Annotated in this window: 25 protein-coding genes; 13 read left to right on the plus strand and 12 right to left on the minus strand. The window is 64.4% G+C overall.

All coding sequences use genetic code 11. The annotated features are described in order from the left end of the window. Window positions 1-57 precede the first annotated feature (57 nt). The 4 genes from ACZ0AV_RS12180 to ACZ0AV_RS12195 are packed head-to-tail and all read right to left on the minus strand — an operon-like array spanning window position 58 to window position 3,525. Entirely contained in the window at window positions 58-1,074 is a 1,017-nt protein-coding gene (locus ACZ0AV_RS12180; RefSeq protein WP_499151263.1) for a Bug family tripartite tricarboxylate transporter substrate binding protein, read from the minus strand. Window positions 1,075-1,134: 60 nt separating this feature from the next. Then, complete coding sequence (locus ACZ0AV_RS12185) at window positions 1,135-1,761, minus strand: 2-dehydro-3-deoxy-6-phosphogalactonate aldolase (protein ID WP_499151264.1); 627 nt, start codon at window positions 1,759-1,761, stop codon at window positions 1,135-1,137. Beyond that, complete coding sequence (locus ACZ0AV_RS12190; protein ID WP_499151265.1) at window positions 1,754-2,731, minus strand: 2-dehydro-3-deoxygalactonokinase; 978 nt, start codon at window positions 2,729-2,731, stop codon at window positions 1,754-1,756. Before ACZ0AV_RS12190 ends, ACZ0AV_RS12185 begins: the two co-directional genes overlap by 8 nt. Next, complete coding sequence (locus ACZ0AV_RS12195; protein WP_499151266.1) at window positions 2,728-3,525, minus strand: IclR family transcriptional regulator; 798 nt, start codon at window positions 3,523-3,525, stop codon at window positions 2,728-2,730. The genes ACZ0AV_RS12190 and ACZ0AV_RS12195 overlap by 4 nt, the downstream gene beginning before the upstream one ends. 161 nt (window positions 3,526-3,686) lie before the next feature. On the opposite strand from ACZ0AV_RS12195, the gene ACZ0AV_RS12200 reads away from it, so the two are divergent. The 4 genes from ACZ0AV_RS12200 to ACZ0AV_RS12215 all read left to right on the plus strand — a co-directional run bounded on the left by ACZ0AV_RS12200 (window position 3,687) and on the right by ACZ0AV_RS12215 (window position 8,082). Next, the gene (locus ACZ0AV_RS12200; protein WP_499151267.1) at window positions 3,687-3,962 is read left to right on the plus strand and encodes a hypothetical protein; all 276 of its coding nucleotides are present in this window, start codon (window positions 3,687-3,689) and stop codon (window positions 3,960-3,962) included. An 84-nt stretch (window positions 3,963-4,046) separates the two neighbouring features. Continuing rightward, the gene (locus tag ACZ0AV_RS12205) at window positions 4,047-4,799 is read left to right on the plus strand and encodes a substrate-binding periplasmic protein (protein WP_499151268.1); all 753 of its coding nucleotides are present in this window, start codon (window positions 4,047-4,049) and stop codon (window positions 4,797-4,799) included. Between the two features lie 91 nt (window positions 4,800-4,890). Continuing rightward, complete coding sequence (locus tag ACZ0AV_RS12210) at window positions 4,891-5,136, plus strand: TIGR02647 family protein (protein WP_499151269.1); 246 nt, start codon at window positions 4,891-4,893, stop codon at window positions 5,134-5,136. 108 nt (window positions 5,137-5,244) lie between these two features. Continuing rightward, the gene (locus tag ACZ0AV_RS12215) at window positions 5,245-8,082 is read left to right on the plus strand and encodes a class I adenylate cyclase (protein ID WP_499151270.1); all 2,838 of its coding nucleotides are present in this window, start codon (window positions 5,245-5,247) and stop codon (window positions 8,080-8,082) included. 226 nt (window positions 8,083-8,308) lie between these two features. On the opposite strand, the gene rnk is transcribed toward ACZ0AV_RS12215, so the two are convergent. The 3 genes from rnk to cyaY all read right to left on the minus strand — a co-directional run bounded on the left by rnk (window position 8,309) and on the right by cyaY (window position 9,363). Continuing rightward, window positions 8,309-8,716: a nucleoside diphosphate kinase regulator gene (rnk, locus tag ACZ0AV_RS12220; RefSeq protein WP_499151271.1), complete on the minus strand. Its 408-nt coding sequence runs from the start codon at window positions 8,714-8,716 to the stop codon at window positions 8,309-8,311. A 118-nt stretch (window positions 8,717-8,834) separates the two neighbouring features. Further along, complete coding sequence (locus ACZ0AV_RS12225; RefSeq protein WP_499151272.1) at window positions 8,835-9,041, minus strand: DUF1289 domain-containing protein; 207 nt, start codon at window positions 9,039-9,041, stop codon at window positions 8,835-8,837. Next, the gene (cyaY, locus tag ACZ0AV_RS12230; RefSeq protein WP_499151273.1) at window positions 9,031-9,363 is read right to left on the minus strand and encodes an iron donor protein CyaY; all 333 of its coding nucleotides are present in this window, start codon (window positions 9,361-9,363) and stop codon (window positions 9,031-9,033) included. The genes ACZ0AV_RS12225 and cyaY overlap by 11 nt, the downstream gene beginning before the upstream one ends. A 171-nt stretch (window positions 9,364-9,534) precedes the next feature. Between cyaY and lptM the strand changes: the two genes are divergently transcribed. The 6 genes from lptM to ACZ0AV_RS12260 are packed head-to-tail and all read left to right on the plus strand — an operon-like array spanning window position 9,535 to window position 14,097. Further along, window positions 9,535-9,660, plus strand: coding sequence for an LPS translocon maturation chaperone LptM (gene lptM, locus ACZ0AV_RS12235; RefSeq protein ID WP_082045717.1), 126 nt, complete (start codon window positions 9,535-9,537; stop codon window positions 9,658-9,660). Between the two features lie 9 nt (window positions 9,661-9,669). Continuing rightward, on the plus strand, window positions 9,670-10,917 hold the full coding sequence (gene lysA / locus ACZ0AV_RS12240) for a diaminopimelate decarboxylase (RefSeq protein ID WP_499151274.1): 1,248 nt from the start codon (window positions 9,670-9,672) through the stop codon (window positions 10,915-10,917). A gap of 5 nt (window positions 10,918-10,922) precedes the next feature. Further along, window positions 10,923-11,753: a diaminopimelate epimerase gene (dapF, locus tag ACZ0AV_RS12245; protein ID WP_499151275.1), complete on the plus strand. Its 831-nt coding sequence runs from the start codon at window positions 10,923-10,925 to the stop codon at window positions 11,751-11,753. After that, complete coding sequence (locus ACZ0AV_RS12250) at window positions 11,750-12,445, plus strand: DUF484 family protein (protein WP_499151276.1); 696 nt, start codon at window positions 11,750-11,752, stop codon at window positions 12,443-12,445. Before dapF ends, ACZ0AV_RS12250 begins: the two co-directional genes overlap by 4 nt. A 54-nt stretch (window positions 12,446-12,499) precedes the next feature. Next, a complete protein-coding gene (xerC, locus tag ACZ0AV_RS12255) occupies window positions 12,500-13,402 on the plus strand; it encodes a tyrosine recombinase XerC (RefSeq protein WP_499151277.1) in 903 nt (300 codons plus the stop codon). Next, window positions 13,402-14,097: an HAD family hydrolase gene (locus tag ACZ0AV_RS12260; protein WP_499151278.1), complete on the plus strand. Its 696-nt coding sequence runs from the start codon at window positions 13,402-13,404 to the stop codon at window positions 14,095-14,097. The genes xerC and ACZ0AV_RS12260 overlap by 1 nt, the downstream gene beginning before the upstream one ends. Before the next feature lie 238 nt (window positions 14,098-14,335). On the opposite strand, the gene sutA is transcribed toward ACZ0AV_RS12260, so the two are convergent. From sutA to glnK, 5 genes are all read right to left on the minus strand, one after another. Further along, window positions 14,336-14,656, minus strand: coding sequence for a dormancy-specific transcriptional regulator SutA (sutA, locus tag ACZ0AV_RS12265; protein WP_499151279.1), 321 nt, complete (start codon window positions 14,654-14,656; stop codon window positions 14,336-14,338). A gap of 76 nt (window positions 14,657-14,732) precedes the next feature. Beyond that, window positions 14,733-15,158, minus strand: coding sequence for a secondary thiamine-phosphate synthase enzyme YjbQ (locus ACZ0AV_RS12270; RefSeq protein ID WP_499151280.1), 426 nt, complete (start codon window positions 15,156-15,158; stop codon window positions 14,733-14,735). Window positions 15,159-15,303: 145 nt separating this feature from the next. Continuing rightward, entirely contained in the window at window positions 15,304-16,557 is a 1,254-nt protein-coding gene (locus ACZ0AV_RS12275; RefSeq protein ID WP_499151281.1) for an ammonium transporter, read from the minus strand. Window positions 16,558-16,674: 117 nt separating this feature from the next. Continuing rightward, window positions 16,675-17,991 carry an ammonium transporter gene (locus ACZ0AV_RS12280; protein ID WP_499151282.1) on the minus strand — a complete coding sequence of 439 codons (1,317 nt, stop codon included), beginning with the start codon at window positions 17,989-17,991 and terminating at the stop codon, window positions 16,675-16,677. Between the two features lie 39 nt (window positions 17,992-18,030). Continuing rightward, window positions 18,031-18,369 carry a P-II family nitrogen regulator gene (gene glnK / locus ACZ0AV_RS12285; RefSeq protein WP_003096476.1) on the minus strand — a complete coding sequence of 113 codons (339 nt, stop codon included), beginning with the start codon at window positions 18,367-18,369 and terminating at the stop codon, window positions 18,031-18,033. 395 nt (window positions 18,370-18,764) lie between these two features. Between glnK and ACZ0AV_RS12290 the strand changes: the two genes are divergently transcribed. From ACZ0AV_RS12290 to ACZ0AV_RS12300, 3 genes are all read left to right on the plus strand, one after another. Beyond that, window positions 18,765-19,040 carry an accessory factor UbiK family protein gene (locus tag ACZ0AV_RS12290; RefSeq protein ID WP_499151283.1) on the plus strand — a complete coding sequence of 92 codons (276 nt, stop codon included), beginning with the start codon at window positions 18,765-18,767 and terminating at the stop codon, window positions 19,038-19,040. 34 nt (window positions 19,041-19,074) lie between these two features. Then, the gene (locus tag ACZ0AV_RS12295; RefSeq protein ID WP_499151284.1) at window positions 19,075-20,565 is read left to right on the plus strand and encodes a YifB family Mg chelatase-like AAA ATPase; all 1,491 of its coding nucleotides are present in this window, start codon (window positions 19,075-19,077) and stop codon (window positions 20,563-20,565) included. A gap of 219 nt (window positions 20,566-20,784) precedes the next feature. Next, complete coding sequence (locus ACZ0AV_RS12300; RefSeq protein ID WP_499151285.1) at window positions 20,785-22,758, plus strand: BCCT family transporter; 1,974 nt, start codon at window positions 20,785-20,787, stop codon at window positions 22,756-22,758. The last annotated feature ends 59 nt before the right edge of the window (window positions 22,759-22,817 follow it).

The following is a 22,817-nucleotide window of genomic DNA, read 5'->3' on the forward strand; positions in this document are numbered from 1 at the left end:
GTGCGCTCCTGTCGATCAGCAACGCCGCCCGCCAGAGACGGGCGAGCGCTGCGCCGGTTAAGGATTGAGCTTGCCGATCAAGGCCTGGACGTCGCGGGTGTGCTGCTCCAGGTACTGAGCGAAGGCTTCGGCGTTGCGCCACTGCGGACGGAAGCCGCGGGCTTCCATTTCCTTGCGCCACTCGGGGTCGTTGTAGATTTTCTCCAAGGTCGTTTCGAGCTTGACCTTGATGTCGTCCGGCAGGCCGGCAGGCGCCACCAGGGCACGGAACGAGCCCAGTTCCAGATCCAGTCCGGTTTCTTCTTTCAGGGTCGGCACGTCCGGGTAGGCGGCCTGACGCTCGGAGCCGAACACCGCCAGGCTGCGCACCTTGTTCGAGCGCAGCAGCGCGTCGGCCTCGGGCAGCGAGCACGGCACGAAGTCGACCCCTCCAGCCGCCAGGTCCTGCATCGCCGCTGCGGCGCCCTGACCGGGAATCATGCGGATTTTCTGCAAGTCGACCTGCCAGGCATCCAGCAAGCCGGCCACTGCCATTGGCCAGGAGCCGCCACAACCGCCCGCGCAGGCAATGGTGTACTTGGCAGGGTCGGCCTTCAGCGCATCGAGCGCCTGCCGCAGGCTGGTGAAAGGCGAGTCGGTGTTGACCTGGAAACCGGCCAGGTCGAAGTTGTACTGACCGATAGGCGTGAAGTCGCTGGCCTTGAAGTCGGCCTGGCCCATTTCCTTGTAGTGCGCGTAGTTGAACAGGATGCCCAGGGTGTAGCCGTCGGCCTTGGAGCTGATGATCTTCTGGATACCGACCACGCCACCGCCCTGCCCCAGGTTGATGACGTTGAACTGCTGGCCCAGCTCCTGCTTGAGGTACTTGGAGAGGATCCGCGCCGTGCCATCGGAACCGCCGCCGGCGCCCGCCGGCACGATGATACTCACCGGGCGGCTCGGCCATTCGGCCGCCATCGCTGGCACGGCCAGGCCGAGCGCCAGGGTCAGTGCGGCCAGTGTGCAACCGGCGCGGCTCAGCAACTTGCCGAGGGTGGATGACTGCGACGTGCGAGGTGCATGGTTAACGAGCATAACGAGCTCTCCTTTTATTATTGTCGAGTGCGTCTGTCAGGGGGATCGGGTGCAGCGAATTCAGTGTTGTTGTGTAGCCCTCCAGGCCGCCACGAATGCCGCCGCGTTGTCGCCAACATCCGCCGCGCTCATGCCTGGCTTGTAAAGGGCCGAGCCCAGGCCGAAGCCACTGGCACCCGCCTCGACATAAGCGGCCATGCCAGCGGGCGTGATACCGCCCACCGGCAGCAGCGCGATATCGTGGGAGAACACCGCGCGCCAGGCCTTGACGATGGTCGGGTTGAACTGCTCGGCGGGAAACAGCTTGAGCACCTGGGCACCGGCTTCCAGCGCGGCGAAGCCTTCACTGGGCGTGGCGACCCCAGGTGAACTGAACAACCCGGCGCGGCGGGTGGCGCGAATCACCTCGGGGTTGCAGTTGGGCGACACGATCAACCGCCCGCCGGCCTGGGCCACGTCCTCGACCTGCGCGATGCTGAGCACGGTGCCGGCACCGATCAGCGCACGGTCGCCCAGCTCGGCGGCCAGCAGCCTGATGCTCTGCAGCGGCTGGGGGGAATTGAGGGGAATCTCGATCAAGCGAAAACCGGCCTCGTAGAGCGCCAGGCCGACGGGGACGATCTCATCGGGGGTAACGCCGCGCAGAATGGCGATCAGCGGCAGGTGCTGCAGATAGGTATCAGGCATGCTGGGCACTCCTCGAAACGGCGGTGGGCGTTGCGGTGATCAGGGCGGCGGCACAGGCCAGGTGCCAGAGGCCGGCGACTCCGGCGTTTTCCAGCGTGCGCACGGCGGTGACACCGAAACGCGCCAGCGCCAGCCGGTAGCGCTCGCACAGCTGAGCATCGCCGATCAATACCAGTGGCGGGCAGTCGCTCCCACCAAGGCCGGCCAGCACGCTGCGCAGCTCCTCGCCGATCAGCAGGCCCGACAGGTAATCCAGGCTCGCCGCTGCGCTCAGGCGCTCGGTGAGCAGCAGGCTGCGGGTACTGAATAACCGGCCAGAGATGCCTTCAGCGGCGCTGTGGCGAGCCGCGTCGAGCCCGCGATGGAACGCTTCGTCGCTGCGCTCGCTGCCCTGCTCACGCGCCGGCCGACCAAGGATTGAATGGTCTCGCAGGACCGCGAACAGTTCGCCGGTCATGTGGGTGGCGAAGTGGCTTATCGCCCCGTCTCGCACCGTGACCCATTTGCTGTGGGTGCCCGGCAGCACCAGAAGGGCGTTGTCGCGCAACGCCGGCGCCAGTTGCAGGGCGCCGAACACTTGGGTTTCCTCGCCGCGAAGCACATTGGGCAGCGCACCGGCATCGAGCACGCCGGGCACCAGGTGCAGCGTGCCGCAGGTGGTATCCAGCGCCAGCAGCCCGGCAACCAGATCACGTGCCGTGGCCGGGCACTGTGCATACGGCACTTCGCGCCAGCCCTGGCGGCTGCCGATCATGCCGCACGCCAGCGCCGGCAGGCCGGGCCACTGCCGGCACCAGTCACCGACCAGTTGCTCGTAAGCACGGGCGAAGTCGCCGTCCGGCGTGTGCTGGATGCCCCACGGGCGGCTCTGGGTGGCCAATACCTGGCCGGCGTTGCCCAGCAGGTAGGCGCGCAGCGATGAGGTGCCCCAGTCCAGGGCGATCAGCGACGGGGCAACACGTTCGGTCATGAGGCACTCCAGCCCAGCTCTCGGGAAATGGCCAGCGCGCAGGCCATGACGTCCGGGCGCAGCTCGTGCAAGCGCGCCTCCGGCATATAGGGAATGGCGCTTGCGACACTCAGCGCGGCGACGATCTGCCCGCTGGCATCACGAACCGGAGCGGCGACACAGCGCACGCCCAGCTCGTTCTCTTCCAGGTCGAAGCTGAAACCGCCGTCGGCATAGCCGCTCATCAGGCTGCGAAAATCGGCCCAGGGCGTGAATTCCTCGCGCAGGCCAGACTGCCCGGCGCGGCGCTGCAGGCCTTGCTGGTAGAGTTCCTGCCACTGCGTTTCAGGCAGGTCGAGCATCAGCGACTTGCCGATACCGGTCAGCGCCAGCGGCATGCGCAGGCCGATTCGCGAACGCATTTCCAGGCCACGGCTGCTCGGCAGCTTCTCGATGTAGAGCACATCACCGTCGTCGCGCACGCCGAGGTGCACGGTGTCCTGGGTAAGCCGCGCCAACGCTTCCAGATGGGGCCGCGCGACGTTGGCCAGAGGCATCTGCGCACGGGCCTTGTAGCCGAGCTCGATGAGCTTGGGGCCAAGCTGATAGCCACCGGCGCTGCCGCCAATGGCGCGCAGATAGCCGGCCTGCACCAGGGCGGCGATCAGCCGATGGGTGGTGCTGCGCGTACAGCCAATGGTCGCGCCAATGTCGACCAGGCTGCTGGCACCCTGGGCAACGGCGTCGATCACGGCCAGGCCTCTGAACAGGGCCTGGGCACCCGTGGGTGCCGATGTGTTGGTTTTGTCGGGCATGGGGCTCTCCTGGCACCGGACTCTAATCGGCTTTTTATCAATTCTCAATATGCGAAACCAACTCCCATATTATAGGAGCCACTCACCTGCAGGACCTTGGCATGGCCAACGCCCACGGCCGCTGGCAAACTGGTGCCCCTTCCCGCCACCGGACCTGCACCATGAGCACCACCGACGAGCACGATGATGACGCCTTCACCGAGAACACCCTGGTCCAGGCCATCGAGAACCAGTTGGAATCCGGCGAGCCGGCGTTCGCCCAGTCGGTGCTCAACAAACTGATCCTGGTCGGCTACGCGCGCGAAGAAATCGTGGAGATGATGGCCATGGTGCTCGCCCACGAAGTGGACGCCATGCTGCGCGAAGATCGCCCCTTCGATGCCGAGGGCTACGAGCGGGCGCTGCGCGTGCTGCCAACGCTGCCTGAGGAACACTGAGCCGGCGCCCAAGCGCCCGGCGGCCTTCTCGCACACGTGGTGCGCTGCTAAGGTGTGGCGACGATCCGTCGTGGGTAGTTAAGGATGCGCCACTCGACCTTTCTCCGTTTTTGCCTGGCGCTGCTTATCGCGCTGAGCGCCAGTGCGCGGAGCCAGGAAGCCTTGCGCATCGGCGCCGAAGACGACTGGTACCCCTACACCGCTTACCGCGACGGCACGATCCAGGGGATGTCGGTGGATATCGTCAAGGCGGCCTTCGCCGTCAGCGAAACGCCCATCGAACTGGTGCCCTACCCCTATTCACGCTGCATGCAGATGGCCCACGACGGGCAACTGGCGGCCTGCTTCAACACCTCGCCCGACAGGCGCATCGATAGCGACTTCCTGATTCCCCCTTCGCCCCTGTTCAGTGATGACATCCTGCTCTGGTCGTTGCGCAGCACCGCCACGCCACCGCCCGGACGCCTCGCCGGACGCAGGGTCGCCGTGACCATCGGCTACGAGTACGGCCCCCTCCTGGATGACGACAAAGGGGTAATTCGCGTGCCAGTGCGCCGCGATATCAGCGGGTTCCTGATGCTGCAGCATGGCCGTGTCGACTTCGTCGCCGCCTACCGCGGCACCGCCCAGGCGCTGTTCGAGGAACACCCCGAGCTACAGGATCAGTTCGTCTCCGTGACCACCCTGCACCGCCCCGCGTTGTACCTGAGTTTTTCACGCCGGCACCCGGATGCCACCGAGATGCTGGGCCGTTTCGAGCAGGGCATGCAGGTCATCCACAGCAACGGCCGCTACCAGCGGATTCTCCAACAGTGGCAGCACCACTCGGCGAACTGACGCCGGCTTGACTACACTCCGTCTGCGGGGCGCCAGACACCCCCGGAGCCCACGGCTACGCCGTGCACGATAACAACAGGCAGGAGTCACTATGGCCTTCACCGCCGAACTGGTCGCCGAACTGGAAATCCTTTTGCTGTTCAACCTGGGCAATGGTCAGGAGGGATTGAAGATCCACCACGATGCCGCACCCACTGCCGTCGCCGCTGCTGCGCGCCTGCACGACAAGGGGCTGATCAGCCTAGTCGATGGCGGCTACCTGACCCGCCTGGGTCATGAAGCAGCCGAGCACGCCCAAAGCCTGCGGGCGATTCTCAGCGCCCAACAACCCGCCTGATCCCTCGGCACGCCTGCCGCCCCGGTTGGCGGCAGGCCCCGTCAGCCAACGATTGCGACGCCGCCCTGCGCGACTGTAGTCTTGCTCATCACCCGGTCGAGCCCGAGCATGACGCGCCACCTGCCCCTGCGCCCCAATATCGACGACGGCATCGACCGCAAGGTGCTGACCCAGTTGCGTGCGCGTTTCATGCGCGTCAACCACGGCCGTGAGCTGCGCGCCATGCAGGCCCTGTCGAGCCGTCAGCAGCGGGTGCTGACACTGTTGCCGCTGTTGTTTCACGTCAACCATCCCCTGCTGCCCGGTTACGTTTGTGCGCAGACACCCGCCGGCCTCAGCGGCTTCGAGCCCAGCGCCGCGCTGCTCGCCGAAGCCCAGCGGCTGACCCGCTCGTTCGCCTACAAGCCAGCCCATGGCCCGACTCCTACGCCGATTCACGGCCTGTTTCTGATGGGCAGCCTGGGCACCGTGGCTCAGGCCGAGCAGAGCGACATGGACTTCTGGGTCTGTCACGACAGCGAACTCGGCACCGCCGCGCGCGGCAAACTGCGCCGCAAGTGCGAGCTGCTGCAAGCCTGGGCCGCTAGCCTGGGTACCGAGGCGCACTTCTTCCTGATCGACCCCCAGCGATTTCGCACCGGTGAGCGCGAGGCGCGCCTGACCTCGGACGACTGCGGCACCACGCAGCACTTCCTGTTGCTCGATGAGTTCTACCGAACGGCAATCTGGCTTGGCGGGCGCACGCCCCTCTGGTGGCTGGTACCGGCGCTCGACGAACACCGCTACGAGCGCTTCACTGCGACGCTGCTGAGCAAGCGTTTCATTCGTGACGACGAGGTCCTCGACCTGGGCCACCTCGCCCATGTGCCGTCCGGGGAATTCATCGGCGCCGGCATGTGGCAACTGTTCAAGGGCATCGAGTCGCCATACAAATCAGCCCTCAAGCTGCTGCTCACCGAGGTCTATGCCAGCGAGCATCCGCGCGTGGAATGCCTGTCGCTGCGCTTCAAGCAGGCGGTATACGACGGCCAGCTGGACCTCGACGAGCTCGACCCGTACGTGCTGATCTACCGTCGCCTGGAGCAATACCTGCAGGCACGCGACGAGCCGCAGCGCCTGGAACTCATGCGCCGCTGCCTGTACCTGAAGGTCAACAAGAAGGTCAGCAAGCCGCCACGCAACCGCGCCAAGAGCTGGCAGCGCCTGCTGCTGGAGCGCCTCACCACAGAGTGGCGCTGGAGCGAACGGCAATTGGCAATGCTCGACAGCCGCAGCCAGTGGAAGGTTCGCCAGGTCAGCACCGAACGCCAGGCGCTGGTCAACGAACTCAACTACAGCTACCGCTTTCTGACCCAGTTCGCACGCGAGCATGCCAGCGAGGCAGCGACCAATACCCGCGAGCTGGCGGTATTGGGCAGGCGCCTGTACGCGGCCTTCGAGCGGCGCGCCGGCAAGGTCGAATTCATCAATCCGGGGATCGCCCCCGATCTCGGCGAAGACACCCTGACCCTGGTCTACTGCCCGAAACCCAAAGGCGAGCGCTGGGCCCTGTTCAACGGCAGCCTTGGCGCCCAGGAATGGCTGGATTTCGCCCCCCTGAAACAAGCCCGCAGCCTGATCAAGCTGCTCGCCTGGAGCCACCGCAACGGCGTCATCGACAGTGCAACCCGCCTGTCGCTGCACCCCGGCGACAGCGACCTCGGCGAATTCGAGCTCAACCACCTGCTCAACTGCCTGGCCCAGACGCTGCCCATGCCCCTGGGCAGCGTGCAGGAACGAGCCTTGCTGCGCGCCCGGCAACCGAGCAAGGTGCTGTTGCTGGTCAACGTGGGCCTCGACCCACTCAGGCAGCACAGCCAGATGAACGTGCACATGACCAGCGAGCGCACCGATCCTCTGGGCTATTCAGGCGTGCGCGAAAACCTGATCCTGACCCTCGACCGGATTACCCTCAACAGCTGGAACGAACTCTTGGTCGAGCGCTACGAAGGTCCCAACGCCCTGCTCGACTGCCTGGCCGATCTGCTCAACACGCTGCCTGCCAGCGGCGAGCGGCCCGGCGTGCTGGTGCGTTGCTTTTGCCGCAATCGTGCGGTGGCCATCGCCGAGCGGGTCGAGGAACTGCTGCGCGAACTGCTCGCCGGTCTCGACAACGCGCCGCAGCGCTACCTGCTGCAGATCACCCGGCGTTATCACATGCTCGACCTGATGCCCGGCCAGGTCCGGCACACGACCCTGGACGACCTGCCCGCACTGCTCGAACACCTTGCTCAGGACCGCGCCGCGTACAGCCCTATACGCCTCGATCGCAATGCGCTGGAGGGCGACGACCTGGCGCTGATCCTCAGCGCCAGCAAACCGGGCTGCATCCAGGTGTTCTATCGCCTGCACGAAACCGAGAGCCAGGCGCAGATCACCGTGCTCGACGAACTGGGCGCGGTGTGGCGCAGCCAGGCGCAGTTTCACGACGAAACCAGCCTGCTCACGCCCCTGCAGCGTTTCCTGCAGTCACTGCTGTATCGACGCAATGCCACGCAGGCATTGGACGGCGCGCAACCGGTGCTGGACGTCACCTACCACCAATTGCAGCCTGCCGCTCCGCTGCGTGCGCAACGCCTGGAACCACGTCCGGCGCCACAGAGTCCGGTCAGCCAGCCGTTCTACGATGTCCAGGCCATCGTCGAGCCCGGCAACGGGCAGCGCGCCTGCATCAGCCTGTACTGCAACCACCGGGAATTCTCCGAACTGGAATACGGCGACGCGCTGTTCAGCAGCGTTGCCAGCCACATCCTCGCGCAACGCAGCGAGACGCAACGCTACCCCTGCTACATCACCGACCTCGACCTCTCCGCGCTGCTGGGCGACCGCCAGCCTTCGGTGGTGCACCACCTGCGCTACAAGGCCAGCCTGGAAGATGCGCTGAACAACGCGCTACGCGCGCTCTAGCTTCCGGCGGGAGACATCGTTGCGCAACAGCGGCCTGGCAGGCAGCTAGAATCAGCGCAGCCTCGCCAGCGCGAGTGCGCTCAGCGGCAGAGGCGACGTGAGGACAGGGCAAGACGGCTGGCAAACAGACGCTGTTGCCGGCCGACAGGCTCCCGGGCGTCGCTGCGCTCGACCCGGGGGTGCTCGATGACTCGACGCGCAATGGCCGAACCAGGGGACGTGATGACTAGCGGGCGTACTCGCCAGCGGCTTCGGGCTGATACTCGACGGCCAAAAGGGTCAGCTTGAGCCGCTTGCCGCCGGGTACCGGCCAGTCGATGTGCTGACCCACGCTCAGACCCAGCAGGGCCGTGCCCACCGGGGCAAGGATCGACACCTTGCCTTCGCCGCCGGCGTCCTGTGGATACACCAGGGTCAGGTGATAGTCCTTGCCACTGCCCTCTTCACGGCAATGCACACGTGAATTCATGGTCACCACGCCCGCCGGCACCTGGTCGTGGCCGACCACCTCGGCGCGGTCGAGCTCGGCCTGCAGGGCCTCGGCGGTCGGGCCAAAGTCATCGAGGCTGTCGAGCAACTGCTCCAGGCGCTGCAGGTCGAGGCGGGTAATGGTGATGGACGGTGTGCTGGCCATGGTGCGGGCATATCTCCTTTGCTGGACGCCAAAAAAAGCAAAACCCCATCGAAACGACGGGGTTTTTGCAGAAGTTGAGTCGACCGTAACACAGCCACCCAAATAAACAAGAGCAGGCTCAAGGCACCGCCAGGCGCCTCTCGGCCAGCGCGCTGATGATCAGGCGGAGCTCCTCGCTGGCAGTTCCCCATTCGAGGATTTCCGCCAGCAAGCGCCCGCAGCCCAGGCACCGGTCGGCCTCGTTCAGGCAGCAACGCCGCCTGCAGGGCGACGCGACCGGCACCGTAGCCAGGCGCGACTCAGCGACGGCAGGCTCAGATCTCATCGAACTCAAGGCTGGCACCCGACTGCTCGGAGACGATGCGTTCGAGCATCTCGCTGAGCAGCTCGTCACTGGTGTCGCAGATCCAGCGTTGGTTGTCCTCGTCGTAATCGAAGTGGAAACCGCCGGAGCGGGCAGCCAGCCAAAGCTGTCGCAGGGCTGGCTGGCGGCTGAAAATCAGCTGCGAGCCATTTTCGAAGCGCACCGTCAGCACGCCAGCCGAGTTTTCCAGATCGAGATCCAGATCGCTGTCGTCGAAGATGTCTTCCACCGCCTGTTGCACGGTATCGACCAGGTCGTGGAAACGGGCTTCGGTCAAACTCATTGCACTTACCTCATGAAAGATTCGGCACCATCGTACGCAAAAGAACCGCTCGCCGCGCCCCGTTCGCACACCAGGGCAAAGCCCCGCCGGACGGGAACCGCGCTGCATAGGCAACATGCCGGGGGGTCGGTATACTCCGGTGCAATTATGCTTTATTACAAGGATTTGACCATGAAGCGGCTGTTCACTGCCCTCATCGCGCTCGTCGCGGTCACCACCCTGCTCAGCGGCTGTGGCCAGAAAGGCCCGCTGTACCTGCCGGATGATACCCAGTCCGCGCCCGCGCAAGACAGATAAGGACAGCTCATGAACACCTTCGAATACCGCGACGGCTCGCTGTTCGCGGAAGGTGTGGCGTTGTCCGCCGTTGCCCAGCGCTTCGGCACGCCCACCTACGTCTACTCGCGTGCGCACATCGAAGCGCAGTACCGCGCCTATGCCGACGCGCTGACCGGTATGCCGCACCTGGTGTGTTTCGCCGTCAAGGCCAACTCCAATCTCGGCGTGCTGAACGTGCTGGCGCGCCTGGGTGCGGGCTTCGACATCGTGTCGCGCGGTGAGCTGGAGCGGGTGCTGGCCGCTGGTGGCACTGCGGACAAGATCGTTTTCTCCGGCGTCGGCAAGACCCGTGACGACATGCGCCGCGCGCTGGAAGTAGGCGTGCACTGCTTCAACGTCGAGTCGACCGACGAGCTGGAGCGCCTGCAGCAGGTCGCAGCCGAGCTCGGCAAGACCGCGGCCATCTCGCTGCGCGTCAACCCGGACGTGGACGCCGGCACCCACCCGTACATTTCCACCGGCCTGAAGGAAAACAAGTTCGGCATCGCCATCGCCGACGCCGAGGCGGTATACGCCCGCGCCGCGGCGCTGCCGAACCTGAGCGTGGTCGGCGTCGATTGCCACATCGGCTCGCAATTGACCAGCCTGCCACCGTTCCTCGATGCCCTCGACCGCCTGCTGGCCTTGGTCGACCGCCTCGCCGAGCAGGGCATTCGCATCCGCCATCTCGATCTCGGCGGTGGTCTGGGCGTGCAGTACCGTGACGAACAGCCGCCGCTGGCCGGCGACTACATCAAAGCCGTGCGCCAGCGCATCGAAGGTCGCGACCTGGCCCTGGTGTTCGAGCCGGGCCGCTTCATCGTCGCCAACGGCGGCGTGCTGCTGACCCGCGTCGAATACCTCAAGCACACCGAGCACAAGGATTTCGCCATCGTCGATGCGGCGATGAACGACCTGATCCGCCCGGCCCTTTACCAGGCCTGGATGGAGGTGGTGCCGGTGCAGCCGCGCGACGGCGCCAGCCGCCAGTACGACATCGTAGGGCCGATCTGCGAAACCGGTGACTTCCTCGCCAAAGAGCGTGACCTGACCCTGGCCGAAGGCGACCTGCTGGCCGTGCGCTCGGCCGGTGCCTATGGCTTCGTGATGAGCTCCAACTACAACACCCGTGGTCGCGCCGCCGAGGTAATGGTCGACGGCGGCCAGGCGTACGAAGTGCGCCGCCGCGAAACCCTGGACGAGCTCTTTGCGGGCGAAAGCCGCCTGCCGGAGTGATGCCCATGTTATTGCGCTTTACCAAGATGCATGGCCTGGGCAACGACTTCATGGTCCTCGACCTGGTCAGCCAGCATGCCCACATTCAGCCCAAGCACGCCAAGCAGTGGGGCGACCGTCACACCGGCGTGGGCTTCGACCAGTTATTGCTGGTCGAGCCGCCACAGCACCCGGACGTGGATTTCCGCTACCGCATCTTCAATTCCGATGGCAGCGAAGTGGAACAGTGCGGCAATGGCGCGCGCTGCTTCGCCCGCTTCGTGCTGGACAAGCGCCTGACGGTGAAGAAGAGCATCCGCGTGGAAACCAAGGGCGGCATCATCGAACTCAACGTGCGCGCCGATGGCCTGATCACCGTGGACATGGGCGCACCGCGCCTGGTGCCCGAGCAGATCCCTTTCCAGGCCGAGGCCGAGGCCCTGAGTTACGCCGTCGAGGTCGACGGCCAGGATCACGAGCTGGCGGCGGTATCCATGGGGAACCCGCACGCGGTGCTGCGCATCGATGACGTCGACAGCGCACCGGTGCATGAACTGGGTGCAAAGCTGGAGCACCACCCGCGTTTCCCGCAGCGGGTGAATGTCGGCTTCCTGCAGGTCGTTGATCGCCAGCGTGGCCGTCTGCGCGTCTGGGAGCGCGGTGCCGGGGAAACCCAGGCCTGCGGCACCGGCGCCTGCGCTGCTGCCGTGGCCGCGATTCGTCAGGGCTGGATGGACTCGCCCGTACAACTGGAGCTGCCAGGCGGCAAGCTGACTATCGAATGGGCAGGCCCCGGCCAGCCGGTTATGATGACCGGCCCCGCCGTGCGCGTGTACGAAGGACAGGTTCGCCTATGACTGACCAGCAGGATTCGCCCAAGCCCCTGGACTCGGAAACGGTCGCTGCGTACCTGCGCTTGCACCCCGAGTTCTTTATCGACCACGACGAGCTGATTCCCGAGCTGCGTATTCCGCACCAGCGCGGCGATACCGTGTCGCTGGTCGAACGCCAGGTCAAACTGCTGCGCGAGCGCAACATCGAGATGCGCCAGCGCCTGTCACACCTGATGGACGTGGCGCGTGACAATGACCGCCTGTTCGACAAGACCCGCCGCCTGGTCCTCGACCTGATGGATGCCAGCAGCCTCGAAGAGGTGGTCAGTTGCGTGGAAGACAGCCTGCGCCGCGAGTTCCAGGTGCCCTTCGTGGGGCTGATCCTGTTCAGCGACACGCCGTTGCCGGTGGGTCGCAGTGTCAGCAGCGCCGAGGCTCACCAGGCCATCGGCGGCCTGCTGGCCGGCGGCAAGACCATCTGCGGAGTGCTGCGCGAGCACGAGCTGAATTTCCTGTTCGGCGAAGCTGGCGCGGATGTCGGCTCGGCCGCGGTCGTCGGCCTGTCCCATCAGGGCCTGCATGGCGTGCTGGCGATCGGCAGCGCCGATTCGCAGCATTACAAAAGCTCGCTGGGCACCTTGTTTCTCGGCTATATCGCCGAAGTTCTATCGCGGATACTGCCACGCTTCTCCACCCCGCTGCGCTCGGTTCGCTAGCCAGTCGCGCACATAGGGTGGAGCGTTTACCGTCCGTCACGCTGGAGCCTGCGCTTGAAGCTTGCCGCTGACCTTGAGGCCTACCTCGAACACCTGCGCAGCGAGCGCCAGGTCTCCGTGCACACACTGGACGGTTACCGACGCGACCTGAGCAAGCTGCTCGCCTATAGCGAAAAGGAACAGCTCGCCGACTGGGCGGCCCTCGATACCTCGCGCCTGCGCCGCCAGGTCGCACGCTTGCACATGGAAGGCCAGTCGGCGCGCAGTTTGGCGCGCCTGCTATCGGCCACCCGTGGCCTGTATCGCTACCTGATTCGTGAGGGTCATTGCCGCCATGACCCCGCCAGCGGTCTGACCCCGCCCAAGGGCGAACGTCGATTGCCCAAGGTGCTGGACGTCGATCGCGCCACGCAGTTACTCGATGGCGCCCAGGAAGAGGACTTCATCGCCCGCCGCGATCACGCCATGCTCGAGCTGTTCTATTCCTCTGGCCTGCGCCTGTCCGAGCTGGTTGCGCTGAATCTGGATGGCCTCGACCTGCCCGCCGGGCTTGTTCGGGTGGTGGGCAAGGGCAACAAGGTGCGCGAACTGCCGGTCGGCAGCAAGGCCAGAGACGCGCTGGAGCACTGGCTGCCGCTGCGCGCACTGGCCAACCCAGCGGATGGCGCGGTTTTCATCAGCCGCCAGGGCCGCCGCATCGGTGCCCGCGCCGTGCAACTGCGGGTGCGTCAGGCCGGCATCAGCGAGCTGGGCCAGCACATTCATCCGCACATGCTGCGCCACTCCTTCGCCAGCCACATGCTCGAATCGTCTCAGGACCTGCGCGCCGTGCAGGAGCTGCTCGGGCATGCCGACATCGCCACCACGCAGATCTATACCCACCTGGATTTCCAGCACCTGAGCAAGGTCTACGACAGCGCTCACCCACGCGCCAAACGCCGCAAGGAACAGGACTGATGAGCATCCGCCTGATCACCTTCGATCTCGACGACACCCTATGGGACAATCGTCCGGTGATTCTCGGCGCCGAGACCGCCATGCGCGACTGGATAAGCCTGCACGCGCCGCGCCTGGCCAGCCAATCGGTTGATTATCTGGGGCAGACTCGTGCCCGCCTGCTCGAAGCAGAGCCAACCCTCAGGTATCGCCTGAGCGAGCTGCGCCGCCGTACGCTTCGCCAGGCACTGGAAGGCGTCGATTACCCCACCGAAGAAGCCGGGCAGCTGGCCGAAGGCGCTTTTCAGGCGATGCTCGACGCACGCCATGCGATTACCTTCTTTGCCGATACCGTTACCACCCTGGAAGGGCTGGCGAACCATTACAGCCTGGGCGTGATCACCAACGGCAACGCCGATGTGCGCCGTCTCGGGCTGGCGGACTACTTCAGTTTCATCCTCAGCGCTGAAGAACTGGGCATCGGCAAACCTGACCCGAAACCGTTCCAGGAAGCGCTCGGCCGCTCCGGCATGCAAGCCGAACAGGCGGTGCACGTTGGCGACCATCCTGGCGACGATATCGCAGGTGCACAGGCCGCGGGCTGGCGTGCGGTATGGTTCAACCCTGAAGGCAAGGCGTGGGCCGGCGAGAAGCCGGCCGACGCGCAGATCCGCAGCCTGGGCGAGCTGCCGGCGCTCCTGAAGCGCTGGGCATAACCATCTGGCGAGCCGTGGACATAGCCGCTCGCTCAGCTCGCAAGCGAACTGCCGGCTAGTCCAGGCGGCGATATAGATGGGGTGAAACAGCCACTCGCGCCTTCACGTGCGCAGACCAGTACCGATACGGTCGTAGAGAGCACCTTGCAGCCGCGAGGGCGGTCCCTGTCTCGGTCAGCGCCCCCAAAACGAAAAGCCCGCCAACAAAGGCGGGCTTTTCATTCAAGCTCGGCATTCCCTAGATAGGGCGGCTGCCGTACTTGCTGTCAGGCTTCTTGGGCGGATCGGACACCACATTGGGCTCCACCTCCTGCACCTTGCCGCCGCGCGACAGGAACTCTTCCATGGCGCGAGCCAGCGCATCACGCTCCTTTTGCTTGGCCTCGACACTTGGCAGCTCATCGACCTCGACCGCTTTCTTGGCCTTGCCCTTGGCAGGTGCCGCGGTGTCGGACTCGCCGTCATCATCAGCCACATCGGCATCGGCGGCCGCCAGCTCTTCGCCGTCGTCCTCGTCTGCGCCTTCCAGCTCGTCTTGTTCCAGTTCTTCGTCGCTCATGTTCAGCCTCATGACTTGCGAAAAGCAGGTTAGTTATAGCCCAGTCGTCCAGCGGTACCGAACGCCCGGAAAAAAATCAATTTGCCGTGCCCTGCAAGGTCGCCAGCACGCGGCGTGCACCCCCCTGCTCACGGTGCTCGCCCAGGTAAATCCCTTGCCAGGTACCCAGTGCCAGACGCCCGTTACTCACCGGAATCTGCAACTGAACGCCCAGCAGGCTCGACTTGAAGTGCGCCGGCAAATCATCAGGGCCTTCCTCGCAGTGCTCGTATCCCTCTGCTACCTCGGGAACGAGACGGCGAAAAAAGCGCTCGAAGTCGCGGCGCACAGCCGGGTCGGCATTCTCGTTGACGGTCAGTGACGCCGACGTGTGCTGCAGCCACAGGTGTAACAGACCCACCCTGCAGCTCGCCAGTTCCGGTAACGCATCCTGCACTTCGTCGGTTACCAGGTGGAAGCCTCGTGCCCTTGAACGCAGGGTGATCAGCCGTTGCTGCCACATGTTCGTCGTCCTCTTTTCAACGCGCGCATTCTAGCGCGCCGTAGAAAAAAACAAAGGGCGCCTGAGCGCCCTTTGCGGTTGTTCGACCATCATTTTCGCTGATGGGGAACTGCCAGGTCGAAACCCACCAGCTCCCAGGGTCGAATCACTTCTTGCTGGTGAACTCCGGGTAAGCCTCCATCCCGCATTCGACCAGGTCGACACCGTCGTATTCCTCTTCCTCGGACACCCGCAGGCCAATCACGGCCTTGATGATGCCCCAGACGATCAGGCTGGCGATGAATACCCAGGCGAAGATGCTGGCGATACCCAGCAGCTGCGCACCAAGGCTGGCCTCGCCGTTGGTCAGGCACACGGCCAGGGTGCCCCAGATGCCGGCAGCGCCATGCACGGAAATGGCACCGACCGGGTCGTCGATCTTGATCTTGTCGAGGGCGAGAATGGAGAACACCACCAGCACGCCGCCGACACCACCGATCAGGGTGGCCTGCAGCGCCGTAGGGGTCAGTGGCTCGGCGGTGATCGACACCAGGCCGGCCAGCGCACCGTTGATGGCCATGGTCAGGTCGGCCTTGCCGAACAGAATACGTGCCACGATCAATGCAGCGATCAGGCCGCCAGCGGCTGCCATGTTGGTGTTGACGAACACCTGAGCAACGGCGTTGGCGTCTTCGATGGTGCTCATCTTCAACTGCGAACCACCGTTGAAGCCAAACCAACCCATCCACAGGATGAACATACCCAGCGCTGCCAGGGGCAGGTTGGCACCCGGAATGGCGTTGATCTGCCCATTGGCACCGTACTTGCCTTTGCGCGCGCCGAGCAGGATAACCCCGGCCAGCGCAGCCGCAGCACCGGCCATGTGCACCACACTGGAACCGGCGAAATCGAGGAAACCCGCTGCATCGAGGAAACCGCCGCCCCATTTCCAGAAACCCTGGACCGGGTAGATGACTGCGGTCATCACCACCGCGAAGGCGATGAACGACCACAGCTTCATGCGCTCGGCCACGGCGCCGGAGACGATCGACATACAGGTCGCTGCGAACACGATCTGGAAGAAGAAATCCGAGCGCGCGGCGTAATAAGGCGCGTCTTCGCCGCCAGCCAGCACGGACTCGACACTGTGTTCATCACCGATCAGGAAGCCCAGGCTCGGCAGGATGCCGCCCTCGGGGCTGGAATACATGATGTGGTAGCCGATCAGCAGGTACATGACGCACGCGATGGCAAACAGGGCGACGTTCTTGGTCAGAATCTCGGTGGTGTTCTTGGCACGCACCAGGCCTGCCTCGAGCATGGCGAAGCCGGCGGCCATCCACATCACCAAGGCGCCGCAAATCAGGAAGTAGAAGGTATCGAAACCATACTGCAAAGCAGTCAGTGCTGTGTTGTCCATTGTTGGTTCACCTCTGGCCGTGACGCGTGTTGGCGCGCTATGCGGTCGAGGCGTCCGGGTTGGCTCCGGACGCACTCCGTGTGCTTGGACCCGCTGCACGCAGCGGGCCGGCGAGACTTACAGGATGTAACCGCGCTCGTTGTGCTGAGCCAGGTCGAGGCCGACCGACTCTTCTTCTTCGCTGACGCGCAGGCCCATGACCACATCAATGACCTTGAGGATCACGAAGGTGACGACGGCGGTATAGACCACGGTGAAGGCCACACCCTTGAACTGGATCCACAACTGCAGGCCAATGTTCTCGACCTCGCCGAAACCGCCCAGGGCAGGTGCTGCGAAGATGCCGGTCAGCAGCGCGCCGACGATGCCGCCCACGCCGTGCACGCCGAAAACGTCCAGGGAGTCGTCATAGCCCAGCTTGCGCTTGAGGCTGGTGGCGCAGAAGAAGCAGATCACGCCGGATGCAAGACCGATGATCATCGCGCCCATTGGCCCGACAGTACCGGCAGCCGGGGTGACGGCCACCAGGCCAGCGACCACGCCCGAGGCGATACCCAGCGCGCTTGGCTTGCCGTGGGCTACCCACTCGGCGAACATCCAGCCCAGTGCTGCGGCAGCGGTGGCGATCTGGGTCACCAGCATGGCCATGCCCGCGGTCTGGTCAGCGGCGACAGCAGAACCGGCGTTGAAGCCGAACCAGCCGACCCACAGCATGGCCGCGCCGATCAGGGTGTAGCCCAGGTTGTGCGGCGCCATGGCCACGCTTGGGAATCCCTTGCGCTTGCCCAGCACGATGCACGCCACCAGGCCGGCGATACCGGCGTTGATGTGCACCACGGTGCCGCCAGCGAAGTCCAGCACACCCCAGTCCCACATCAGTGCGCCGTCGCCGCCCCAGACCATGTGCGCGATAGGGGCGTAGACCAGGGTGAACCATACGGTCATGAACACCAGCATCGCCGAGAACTTCATGCGCTCGGCGAAGGCACCGACGATCAGCGCCGGGGTGATGATGGCGAAGGTCATCTGGAAGGTGACGAACACACTTTCAGGGAAGGCCGCGACCAGCGATTCCTTGGTCAGGTTGCCGAGGAACATGTTGCCCAAACCGCCCACGAAGGAGCTGAAGTTGGTCACGCCGGCTTCCATCCCGGTGGTGTCGAACGCCAGGCTGTAGCCGTAGGCGAACCACAGGATGCTCATCAGTGCAGTAATGGCGAAGCACTGCATCATCACCGACAGCACGTTCTTGGAACGCACCATGCCGGCATAGAACAGCGCAAGACCTGGGATGGTCATGAACAGCACCAAGGCGGTGGCGGTCAGCATCCAGGCTGTGTCACCGGAATTCAGCGTCGCTTCCTGGGCCATGGCCAGGCCCGGGAAAAACAGGGACGAAAGGGCTCCGAGCCCTGCGACTTTTCGCAGAGTCATGATTTAACTCCTGGGACGATTAGGGGTGGGGGCGGAGCTTTAGATCGCGTCGGTATCGGTTTCGCCGGTACGGATGCGGATCGCCTGTTCCAGGTTTACGACGAAAATCTTGCCGTCACCGATCTTGCCGGTGTTGGCAGCCTTGGTGATCGCTTCAATGACACGGTCCAACTGATCGTCGGCGATGGCCACGTCGATCTTTACCTTGGGCAGGAAATCGACGACGTATTCGGCACCGCGATAGAGCTCGGTGTGACCCTTCTGACGACCGAAGCCTTTCACTTCGGTCACGGTGATGCCTTGCACCCCGATTTCCGACAGCGACTCACGGACGTCGTCCAGCTTGAACGGCTTGATGATGGCAGTGACTAGTTTCATGAAACTTTCTCCCGTGTAAGGTGGACTTGCCCCAGGAATTGTTACCCCGTGGCAAGTCTAAGCTCAGTGTCTGGCTTTTGTATGCATCGGTTGCCATGACGGGCTGATCCGATACCACCGCTCCTGGCAAAACTGTCCCGTCCGCACGATGCATTCGAACCGCATCGGTGCATGGGTCATGAGCGACTAAGCAGAAAGCTTGCCAATACCGGCAAAGCGCCTCATTTCAGGACGTTAGGTGCGCGTAGCGGCCCGAGCCCCCTTCCAGCAAACAGCAAGCGCACCACAACAGCGCCAAACCGCGCACCGAAGCGCACAGTTATGGTGCGCACACCTCGCCGCGCTCATGAAAATCACCGTGCTACACTGCCGCCATTCGGTTCAGGAAGGTCCCCATGCTGCCACCCAAAGCTCTGCTCGACGCGCTCAGCAGCCAGGCATCGCGCCTGCTCAGCGGTGATAATCCCTTGCCTCGCAGCGAGATCGAGAGCCAGCTCAAGGCGTTGCTGCAGGGCACGTTCAGCAAGCTGGACCTGGTCAGCCGCGAGGAATTCGACAGCCAGATGGTAGTGCTCGCGCGTACGCGTGCACGCCTCGAGGCGCTCGAAGCGAAAATCGCGGAACTCGAAGCGCGCACCCCTCCCGCGCAGCCACACGCCCCTGCCGAGTAACCTGCTCGGCCGGCAGCTGATCAAGGAGTGATCGATGTCATTGGCCATAGTCCACAGCCGCGCCCAGGTCGGTGTCGATGCTCCGTCCGTCACCGTCGAGGCTCACCTGGCCAACGGCCTGCCTTCTCTCGCACTGGTCGGCCTCCCGGAAACGGCAGTCAAGGAGAGCAAGGATCGCGTGCGCAGCGCTATCCTCAATTGCGCCCTGGATTTCCCGCCTCGGCGTATCACCCTGAATCTCGCCCCGGCTGATCTGCCCAAGGACGGCGGCCGCTTCGACCTCGCCATCGCCCTGGGTATCCTGGCCGCCAGCGGCCAGTTGCCGGCGGATTCGCTGGCGTCACTGGAATGCCTGGGCGAGCTGGCGCTATCGGGCACCATCCGCCCGGTACAGGGCGTGCTGCCTGCGGCCTTGGCGGCGCGGGAAGCAGGACGCACCCTGGTGGTGCCCAAAGAAAATGCCGAGGAAGCCAGCCTGGCATCAGGCCTGACGGTGCTAGCGGTCGGTCACCTGCTGGAACTGGTTGGCCACCTGAACGGCCAGATGCCGCTAGCCGCCTATCAGGCCCAGGGCCTGCTGCGCCACACGCAGCCCTATCCGGACCTGGCCGACGTGCAAGGTCAGATCGCCGCCAAGCGTGCTCTGCTGGTAGCAGCGGCTGGGGGCCATAACCTGTTGCTGAGCGGGCCTCCGGGTACCGGCAAGACGCTGCTGGCCAGCCGTCTGCCTGGCCTGCTGCCACCGCTGACCGAAGAAGAGGCGTTGCAGGTGGCCGCGATTCGTTCCGTGGCCAGCCACACGCCCCTGCAAAGCTGGCCGCAGCGGCCCTTTCGCCACCCGCACCATAGCGCTTCGGGACCGGCGCTGGTGGGTGGTGGCAGCCGCCCGCAACCCGGAGAGATCACCCTCGCCCATCACGGCGTACTTTTCCTCGATGAACTCCCCGAGTTCGACCGCCGCGTTCTGGAGGTATTGAGAGAGCCCCTGGAAAGCGGACAGATCGTGATTGCCCGCGCCCGCGACAAGGTCAGCTTTCCTGCCCGTTTCCAGCTGGTCGCGGCCATGAATCCCTGCCCCTGCGGGTTTCTCGGCGACCCCAGCGGGCGGTGCCGATGCAGCCCGGACCAGATCCAGCGCTACCGTGGCAAGCTGTCCGGCCCGCTGCTTGATCGCATCGACCTGCACATCACGGTCGCCCGGGAAAGCACCGATCTCGGCGTGCCGCAAGATTGCGGCGAAAGCAGTGCCAGCGCCGCGGCGCGGGTGGCCGCTGCACGTGATATCCAGCTGGGCCGGCAAGGCATCGCCAATGCCTTTCTCGACCTGCCGGGGCTGCGCGAGCATTGCGCGCTGAGCGACGTCGACCGTCAGTGGCTGGAGCACGCCTGCGAACGCCTTACCCTGTCGTTGCGCTCGGCTCACCGCGTGCTCAAGGTGGCGCGCACACTTGCCGACCTGCAGGCACAGCCAGCCATCACCCGCCAGCACCTGGCCGAGGCGCTGCAGTACCGCACCAACCTGTGAGCACAGAAATAAGCTGAACGAAACGGCGAGTGAACCTCTCGATAGCTGGCACATTCAAGAACCTGACTATCGGTAATGGTACACTGCCGGGCCTTCCGCCTCTGGCGGCCATCCGAAAACCGAGTCGCATCTCCATCCACCCGCCTGCCTGCCCGGCCTAATCTGGAACAGGTATCCGAGTACGTCGTGGACAGACTCTGACCAAGGAGAGCTAGCTCAATGGAGGCACCTCTGTCTTCCCGCTCCACCCTCAACCCGCCGGTTTTTTTTGGCTCCACGCTGATCATCGCCTGCCTGGTGATCTACAGCACGGTGTTCAAGGACAACGCCCAGAGCGTGTTCGGCGCCACCCAGGCGTGGATCATCGAAAATGCCAGCTGGGTATACATACTGTCAGTGGCGATCATCCTGCTTTTCGTGGTTTTCCTTGCCGTCAGCCGTTATGGCGACATCAAGCTTGGCCCGGATCACAGCGAGCCCGACTACAACAACCGAACCTGGTTCTCGATGTTGTTCTGCGCCGGCATGGGCATCGGCCTGATGTTTTTCGGTGTTGCCGAACCGGTGATGCATTTCATCGCGCCCCCGGTGGGCGAGCCCAATACGGTCGCCGCTGCGAAACAGGCGATGAATGTCACCTTTTTCCACTGGGGACTGCATGCCTGGGCGATCTACGCCATCGTCGCGCTTATCCTGGCCTACTTCAGCTTTCGCCATAATCTGCCGCTGACGCTGCGCTCTGCGCTGTACCCACTGATTGGTGATCGCATACATGGCCCGATCGGCCATGCCGTCGATATTTTCGCGGTCATCGGCACGGTGCTGGGCGTGGCGACTTCGCTGGGCTATGGGGTCATGCAGATCAACACCGGCCTCAACCATCTGTACGGCCTGCCGACCACCACCACGGTACAGATCGGCCTGTTGATCTGCACCATGGGCCTGGCCACCATTTCGGTCGTCAGCGGCCTGGACAAGGGTATCAGGCGGCTCTCCGAGCTGAACATGCTGCTTGCGGTCTGCCTGATGCTGTTCGTGCTGGTGCTTGGGCCGACAGTGTTCATCCTGCAGACCTTCGTGCAGAACACCGGCCAGTACCTGTCGGAGATCGTCAGCAAGACGTTCAATCTCTACGCGTACGAGCCTACCGACTGGATCGGCGGCTGGACGCTGTTCTATTGGGGCTGGTGGCTGTCCTGGTCGCCATTCGTAGGCCTGTTCATCGCGCGCATCTCCCGCGGCCGCACCATCCGCCAGTTCATCGGCGGCGTGCTGGTCGTCCCTGCAGGCTTTACTCTGCTGTGGATGACCGTATTCGGTGACACGGCAATCCACATGATTATGGTGCAGGGCATCACTGACCTCGCTACCGCGGTCGACAAGGACAGTTCGCTGGCGTTGTTCGCCTTCCTCGAACATTTCCCTTTATCAGCGATTCTGTCGCAGATCGCGGTGTTGATGGTGGTGGTGTTCTTCGTGACCTCGGCAGACTCCGGCGCCATGGTGGTGGACATGCTCGCTTCTGGTGGCCAGGACAAGACGCCCGTCTGGCAGCGCATCTTCTGGGCTGCCTTGATGGGCGTGGTAGCCGCCTCGCTGCTGTTGGCCGACGGCCTCAAGGCGCTGCAGACGGCGACCATCGCCAGCGCACTGCCCTTCGTGATCGCTCTGATGGCCTCGATGTGGGGACTGCTACGCGCGCTGCAACTCGATGCCGCGAAACGCAACCTGCGTGAACAGGTGTCGCTCAGCTCACGAGGCAGTTCCGGCCCTGGTGGCTGGCAGCGTCGCCTGCGCAGCATGGTCATGCTGCCGCGCCGTTCGCACGTCACCCGCTTCATCAGCGAAACGGTTCTTCCCGCCTGTGAGCAGGTTGCCGAGGAGCTGCGCAAGCAAGGCCGTGACGCTAAGGTGGAAAGCGGTGAAGACGGTCGTGTCACGCTGTCGGTCGCCCACGGCAGCGAAGCGGATTTCCAATACCAGGTGCGTCCGCGCGCACTGATCCAGCCGAGCTTCGTGATGCGCGATACGCGCGACGACACCAACGAAGAGCGTAAATACTTCCGTGCCGAGGTCCATCTGGACGAAGGCGGTCAGGATTACGACGTGATGGGCTGGAACCGTGACGAAGTGATCGGCGATATCCTCGACCAGTACGAGCGCCACATGCACTTCCTGCACCTGACCCGCTAGCGGTCGCGATGCACAAACGCCCGGGCTCATGCCCGGGCGTTTTCGTTGCAGCGCCTGTG

The organism is Pseudomonas sp. AC532 (assembly GCF_979258965.1).